The organism is Paracoccus sp. S4493 (genome assembly GCF_000967735.1).
GTDB classification, from domain to species: Bacteria; Pseudomonadota; Alphaproteobacteria; order Rhodobacterales; family Rhodobacteraceae; genus Paracoccus; species Paracoccus marcusii.
Genome location: NZ_JXYF01000155.1, coordinates 24009 through 30451, shown reverse-complemented (window position 1 = coordinate 30451; position 6443 = coordinate 24009). Strand labels below are relative to the sequence as shown.

Genomic DNA, 6443 nt, shown 5'->3' with positions numbered 1-6443 from the left:
CGTCCCGACAACCGTGGCGTTCGCGGCCAGCGCGGCAGCCGTCCCTCGCGGCCGGGCACGCGCCGCGACTGGTCCAAGCCGTCGCGCTGATCCACGATGGCGCCCCCGTCCCGAACCCGCCCCGTCCGCGCCGCGCGCCAGTCGCCCGGCGCGGACAGCCATCTGCACTTTCCCGGCACCGGCCTGTCACTGCGATTGCAGGGTGCGGGGCCGGTCCGCAGGGCGCTGATGGGCGCGATCCGCGGATGGCAGCCGCAGACCATGTCCGCGCCACGACCGGGCCACCGCCAGACGCTGGTGACGCAAGGGCCAGGCGGGTTCGTCGCGCGTTCCCCGTTCTTTCAGGGCGATCTTGGGGGGCTGGATGCGGCCAGCGCCGCCTGCGCCCTGATCGCCGATCTGTCCGAGGGGTTTCTGGCAAACCGTCCGGGCTGCATGGCGCTGCATTGCGGGGCGTTCCGTTTCGCGGGCAACCTGATCCTGCTGACGGGTCCGATGCGGGCCGGAAAAAGCACGCTGATCGGGCGACTGACGGCGGAACCGGACGTCACGGTGTTCTGCGACGACGTGCTGCCGCTGACCGCCGACCTGAAGGCCGTGGCCCTGGGCATCGCGCCCCGCCTGCGGCTGCCCCTGCCAAAGGGGACGACCGCCGCCTTCCGCCGGCATGTCGCCATGACGCCGGGGCCGCGCGACAGGCGCTATGCCTATCTGGCGGCGCCAAACGTCGCCCCACACGGCACCCACGCCCGGCCCGGCACGCTGATCGTGCTGGACCGGCGCCAGATCGGCCCCGCCACGCTGCACCGCATGGATCGCGATCAGGCGATGCACCACCTGCTGGCGCAGAACATGGGCGATCTGGGCAGCGCCGACCAGGCCTTTGCCAAGACCCGCGACATGGCCGCCGCGATGACCTGCCTGAGACTGGTCTATGCCGATCTGGAGGACGCGGTGGCCCTGCTGCGCCGGGCCTTCGCCCCCGACGCGCCACCCCAGACCAACGTGCCGCTGGCCGGCCCGCTGCCCGATCCGCTGCATGCGCCGGACAGGCGGTCCGTTCCTGTGCATCCCGACCGGGTACTGCGGCAGGCGCCGGGGATCGTGCTGCGGCGCATGGGGTCGGGGGCATTCCTGTGGACGCCCGCCGACCCGGTCGTCTGGCACCTGAACCCGGTCGGCCACGCGGTCTGGGCGCTGCTGGAGATCCCCGGCAGCGCCGCCGATCTGGCCGACACCCTGGCCGAGGTCTTTGCCGACGTCCCCCGCGACCGCCTGACCCGCGACATCGCCGCCCTGATGGGCGACCTGCTAGAGGAGGGGTTCGTCACCGGATGAACCCCGCGCCCCGCACCGGCGTTGCCCCTGCTGCATGTCCGCCCCGGGAGGCCTTGATGACCGACACCGCCCTTGCCACGCTGGAAGCTCGTCTTGTCGCGCAACGCCGCCTGCTGGCGCGGCTGGTCGCGGCGCTGGAGCCGCAGGCCCGACAACCCGTCCTGGACTGGCTGGACCAGCGCGAAACGCTGCGCGACGGGCAGGAGGATCCCGGTGCCGTCCCGGCCGAGGGCGTGGGTCACGCCCTGACCGTCACGGACGAATTCCGCATGATCCTGCGCCTGGCCCAGGACCGCCTGCACGAGATGGACCAGCCCTAGCCCCGCGCCTGCAGCATCCGCGTCAGATCGTCGGGCCGGATCAGTGCATCCAGGTCGACCCGCGCGCGCAGCCGCGACAGCAGCAGGTACAGCCCGCCGATCTTGCGGTGCAGGAACAGAATTTCGGGCGGGGGCATCTCGGCCCGGGTGCGGGTGCGGGCCACCTGCATCGCCAGATCGGCGACCTGGCGGGGAATGTCGCTGTGCGTCAGGTCCATGATGCCGCCCGCGCGCAGGGGATCGAACGCCAGGTCCATGATCTGCAGCAGCACGTCCTGATGCGCGGCATCGGTCTGGTCGCGGAAATAGCCGATATCGATGGCGGCGCGGCGTACCCCTTCGCGGTCATCGGCCAGCGCGGCACGCAGCAGCGTCAGATAGCGCGGGGCCACCGGCGCCGAAAAGCCGCGCGTCGCCCCGAAATCCAGCAGCACGATGCGCCCGCCATCCGGATGCGTCTCGTCAGGCTGCCAGCGATAGTTGGCAAAGTTCGGGTCGGTCTGCATCAGGTCGAACCGGAACAGCTCCTCGATGACCAGACGGGCCAGATGATGGGCGGCACGATCGCGGGTGGCCTGGGGGGCGTCGGACAGCGCCTCGATCGGGTGGCTGTCGATGAAATCCATCGCCAGAACGTCGGCCGTGCTGAACTGATCGTCGGGCACCGGCAGGCGGAATTCGTCGCGCCCCGCCAGATTGGCGGCATAGAGGCGCATCTGTGCGGCCTCGCGCAGATAATCGGCCTCGGCATGCAGCTGGCTGCGCGCCTCGTCCATCAGGGCAGGCAGGTCGACCCCCTGCGGCATCAGGCCGGGGATGCGCAGCAAAAGGCCCATATTGTCGATGTCGCTGTCGATGCTGTCGCGCACACCGGGATACTGGACCTTGATCGCCAGGTCGCGCCCGTCGCGGGTTTGCGCGCGGTGCACCTGCCCGATCGAGGCCGCCGCGATCGGCCTGACCTGAAAGCGGGCGAAATGACGCAACCAGCCCGGCCCCCAGGCCCGGTCCAGCACCGCCTGCAGCTGCTTGGGCGGCATCGGATCGGCGTCGGCGCGCAGCCGCGCCATGATCTGCGTCAGTTCGGGGGGCAGAAAGTCACCGGCCTCCATCGACACCAACTGGCCCATCTTCATCGCGGCGCCGCGCATCTGGGCCAGCTGCCCGGCCAAGCGGGCGGCATTCGCGGGGGTCAGGAACAGGTCCTGGGCCGAAGGCCGCTGCCCCGTCGCCAGTTGCCGCGCGCCCTGCGCCAGGGCGCGGCCGCCCATCCCGCCCGCCAGCCCCCCAAGGCGCAGCATCCGCGTCAGGCGGCCCTGCGGTACGGGGCGGGGGATGCGGTCTTCCGTCATGATCGCGCCAGCAGATGCGTGGCCATCGCCCGGCCGCTGGCCCAGCCATGTTCCGCATGGGGTCCCAACGCCCAATCCCCGCCGACGATCAGCCCCGCCGCATCATCCGCCAGAAACGGTCGGCCAAGCGCCGCATCGGTCTGCGCGTACAGCCAGCGATGCGCGACGGCGTGGCGTAGGTGATCCGGCTTGGCCCCCAACAGGTCCAGCAGCTGTGGTACGATCAGATCCGCCAGTTCGGCAAAGGGCAGGTCGATATGGGCCATGCTGAAGTCCGGGTCGGCCTGAACGACCCAGGTGGTCAGCGGCTGTCCCTGCCGACCGGGCTTTGCGCCGTCCTGCGCGACCCAAGCCAACGGTCCGGTGCCGCGATGCGTGACGAAGGGGCGCGGAGCGGCGGGGTCCAGCCCCGCCATGACCGTCACGCTGGCCTGATAGCGGACCTGCGCCAGCGGCGCGGCAAACGCGTGGGCACCGCCCAGCAGGTCACGCGCCTGCGGGGCGGGAATGGTCAGAACGACGATGTCGGCGCGGTGGTCGATCCCCTCTCCGCGCAGGTGCCAGCCGTCGGGGTCCCGGTCCAGCGCGGTGACCATCAGGCCGGACCGGACGTCCAGTCCCTGCGCCAGCGCGCGGGGGATCTGGGCCATACCGGGCGTGCCGATGATGCCGCCGTTCCACGGCGCGGCGTGGCCGTCGCGGACCATCGCCTGCAACAATGCGGCGAAATCAGGATCGGTGGCTGGCAGCACCTGCGCACCGTGGTCGAACCGCAACCCGTCGTCGGTGCGGCGCGTGGCCAGCCTACCGCCGATTCCGCGACCCTTGTCGAACACCGTGACGGCATGCCCCGCATCCGCCAGCGCCCGCGCGCAGGTCAGCCCGGTGATGCCCCCGCCGATGACCGCCACCCTGACCTGTCCGCCCATGCCGCCCGCCTTTCCTGTCGCGCTCAGCAGGACAGAGTGCGACGACAGGCGCAAGGCGGCATTCTGTCCGCCCGCAGGATCAGGCCAGATCCAGCCGCCCGACAAAGTCCAGGAATGCTGCAAGGGCCGCCGTCACCAGCTTGCGGCTGGAATAGACGACATGGATCGGCACCCCCGGCAACGCATGATCGGCCAGGACCGGCACCAGCAGGCCGCGCGCCAGATCGTCGGCCACCTGGAATTCGGGCGCCAGCGCGATGCCCTTGCCGCCCACCGCCAGCGCACGCAGCAATTCGCCGTTGTTGCTGGAAAAGGCGGGTGTGATCTTCTGATAGACGACCTCGGTACCGCTGCGCAGCGGCCAGGTGCCCGGCCCCTTGAGGTTGGTGTAGTGCAGGCACTGGTGGTCGCGCAGGTCGGCGGGGCGCTGCGGGCTGCCGTGACGGGCGACGTAATCGGGCGATGCGACCAGCATGATGTTGGCATCGTGCAGGCGGCGGGCATGCAGGCTGCTGTCCTCCAGCGTGCCGATGCGGATGACCGCGTCGAAACCGTCGCGGGTCATGTCCGACCGGCTGTCGTCCAGCACCACATCCAGCTGGATGTCGGGATGCTCGTCCATGAAGCGCATCAGATGCGGCTGAAAGACCTTCAGCGTGTATTGCACCGGAACGCCCAGCTTCAGCGGGCCCGAGGGGCGGCTGGAGGCGGCGCGGACGTCCTCGAACGCGGCGTCTAGGCGGGACAGGATGTCGGCCACCTGCGCGTGAAAGCCCAGGCCCGCCGCCGTGGGCGTGACGGCGCGCGTCGTGCGGGTCAACAGGCGCGTGCCCAGATCGGCCTCCAGGTCGGCGATCATCTTGCTGCACATGCTTTTGGAGATGCCCATCCGCCGTGCGGCGGCGGCAAAGCTGCCCTCGTCGATGATGGCCACGAAACTGCGCAATGCCTTGAGGTCCGTCATATGTCCCGATCCGCCCGATGGTCCCGCATCAGGATGGGCATACGGCACAAATGACAAGACCGCCACGCATCTGCGTGACGGCCCGTCATCAGTCGTTATCGTCCGGGGACGACGCGGCTCAGCGATCGCTGTTCATCTCGGCGATCTGGCTGTCGCCCGAGATCTTGGTCACGGTCAGCATCTCGTCGCCCGACAGGTTGGCGCGTGCCAGCTCGGTCGAGGTCATCACGGTGCGGGCCGGAACCTGGACGGTCTCGGCGACCTTTTCGACCGACGAGCTGGAATAGGGACGCTCGTTGGTGCCGTTGACGGCGGCCATCGCGCCACCAGCGGTCAGGGACAGGGCGGCCAGGGCGTACACAAAGTTTTTCATGATCGTTTTCCTTGTTCTTGCAACATCTTGGAAGCGGTGGCGCGCCGGATGCGCGTCTGGTCCGTTCCGATGACTGTCAGATAAGGGGGGCACAAACGAAAGATTAGGCGCAAAATCGCGCGCTCTGTGTTCGATGGGACGGGACAATCGTGCGGGATCGTCCCGTCCGGTCGGTCAGGCGGTGCAGACCTGCGCGATGCGTGCCAGGATCGCGTCGGGCTGACCGTCCAGCGCGGCCGATTGCCGCGGGCGGCCCTCCCATGCGCCCAAGGGGCCCTGGCGGTCGGCGGGGTTCATCAGCGTCAGGCCCAGGGCGATGCCCTCGGACAGGACGCGGACCTCGCCCTGGGTCAGGGTGAACATCTCCGGGTCGGTCAGATAGACGGCGGCGGTGCAGTCATGAACCAGCATCCCGTCATAGCCCGCCGCCTGGTAGAAGCCGACATAGCCCTGCGACAGATCGGCCACCAGCTGCATCCCCGCGCCGCCCCGCGCGCCCAGATCGGCCAGGGTGGCGCTGTCCATGAAGGTGCGCGTGGTCAGGTCCAGCGGCACCGCGACCACCGGCCAGCCCGCGCCGAAGACCACGTCGGCGGCCAGCGGGTCGCCCCAGATGTTGGCCTCGGCCGCGGGGGTGATGTTGCCGGGCACGCGGAAGGCGCCGCCCATGATCACCACGTCGCGCACCAGGCCTGCGATGTCGGGCGCCATCTGCACCGCGCGCGCCAGGTTCGTCATGCGCCCCACGGCCAGCACCCGCACCTCGCCCGGATGGGCGCGGATCGTGTCGATCAGGAACTGCGCGGCGGTGTCGGGGCCGTCGACGGGCGCCTCGGGGGTGGGGTGGTTGCCCAGGCCGTTGTCGCCGTGAATGTGGGTGGGCCAGAATTCGGGCGGCATGTCGGGGGTCATCGGCCCCTCGGCCCCGCGATGGACCGGCGCGTCATGCCCCCAGGCCTGCAGCAGGAAGCGCGCATTGCGGGTGGTCATCGCCACCGGCGCGTTGCCGAAGACGGTGGTCACGCCCAGCAGCTCGATCTGCGGGTGGCGCACCAGATAATAGAGGGCCAGCGCGTCGTCCACGCCGGGGTCGGTGTCAAAGATCACATTGTGCTGGGTCATCGTCCTGTCCTGTCTGTGATCGGCCCGATGTAACGTCCCACCGGG

Annotated in this window: 7 protein-coding genes; 2 read left to right on the top strand and 5 right to left on the bottom strand. The window is 70.0% G+C overall.

The window, feature by feature from the left end; all coding sequences use genetic code 11:
- The first annotated feature begins 96 nt into the window (after positions 1 to 96).
- Together TW83_RS15635 and TW83_RS15630 are read left to right on the top strand one after the other, a co-directional pair.
- Positions 97 to 1338 carry a PqqD family protein gene (locus tag TW83_RS15635; RefSeq protein WP_052714938.1) on the top strand — a complete coding sequence of 414 codons (1242 nt, stop codon included), beginning with the start codon at positions 97 to 99 and terminating at the stop codon, positions 1336 to 1338.
- A 56-nt stretch (positions 1339 to 1394) separates the two neighbouring features.
- On the top strand, positions 1395 to 1658 hold the full coding sequence (locus TW83_RS15630; RefSeq protein WP_045983707.1) for a hypothetical protein: 264 nt from the start codon (positions 1395 to 1397) through the stop codon (positions 1656 to 1658).
- Here TW83_RS15630 and TW83_RS15625 read toward each other — a convergent pair.
- The 5 genes from TW83_RS15625 to TW83_RS15605 all read right to left on the bottom strand — a co-directional run bounded on the left by TW83_RS15625 (position 1655) and on the right by TW83_RS15605 (position 6398).
- Positions 1655 to 3010 (bottom strand): AarF/ABC1/UbiB kinase family protein, encoded by a 1356-nt coding sequence (locus TW83_RS15625; RefSeq protein WP_045983701.1) that lies wholly within the window; start codon positions 3008 to 3010, stop codon positions 1655 to 1657. The genes TW83_RS15630 and TW83_RS15625 overlap by 4 nt on opposite strands.
- On the bottom strand, positions 3007 to 3939 hold the full coding sequence (locus TW83_RS15620; protein ID WP_045983700.1) for an FAD-dependent oxidoreductase: 933 nt from the start codon (positions 3937 to 3939) through the stop codon (positions 3007 to 3009). Before TW83_RS15620 ends, TW83_RS15625 begins: the two co-directional genes overlap by 4 nt.
- A gap of 79 nt (positions 3940 to 4018) precedes the next feature.
- The gene (locus TW83_RS15615) at positions 4019 to 4903 is read right to left on the bottom strand and encodes a LysR family transcriptional regulator (protein ID WP_045983699.1); all 885 of its coding nucleotides are present in this window, start codon (positions 4901 to 4903) and stop codon (positions 4019 to 4021) included.
- Between the two features lie 118 nt (positions 4904 to 5021).
- Positions 5022 to 5276: a hypothetical protein gene (locus tag TW83_RS15610; RefSeq protein WP_045983698.1), complete on the bottom strand. Its 255-nt coding sequence runs from the start codon at positions 5274 to 5276 to the stop codon at positions 5022 to 5024.
- Between the two features lie 174 nt (positions 5277 to 5450).
- Positions 5451 to 6398, bottom strand: a complete 948-nt coding sequence (locus tag TW83_RS15605; protein ID WP_045983697.1) for a nucleoside hydrolase — start codon at positions 6396 to 6398, stop codon at positions 5451 to 5453.
- Positions 6399 to 6443 lie beyond the last annotated feature (45 nt).

Coding starts and splice junctions, on each gene's coding strand:
- TW83_RS15635 (WP_052714938.1), top strand. CDS start 97: ATGGCGCCCCCGTCCCGAACCCGCCCCGTCCGCGCCGCGCGCCAGTCG.
- TW83_RS15630 (WP_045983707.1), top strand. CDS start 1,395: ATGACCGACACCGCCCTTGCCACGCTGGAAGCTCGTCTTGTCGCGCAA.
- TW83_RS15625 (WP_045983701.1), bottom strand. CDS start 3,010: ATGACGGAAGACCGCATCCCCCGCCCCGTACCGCAGGGCCGCCTGACG.
- TW83_RS15620 (WP_045983700.1), bottom strand. CDS start 3,939: ATGGGCGGACAGGTCAGGGTGGCGGTCATCGGCGGGGGCATCACCGGG.
- TW83_RS15615 (WP_045983699.1), bottom strand. CDS start 4,903: ATGACGGACCTCAAGGCATTGCGCAGTTTCGTGGCCATCATCGACGAG.
- TW83_RS15610 (WP_045983698.1), bottom strand. CDS start 5,276: ATGAAAAACTTTGTGTACGCCCTGGCCGCCCTGTCCCTGACCGCTGGT.
- TW83_RS15605 (WP_045983697.1), bottom strand. CDS start 6,398: ATGACCCAGCACAATGTGATCTTTGACACCGACCCCGGCGTGGACGAC.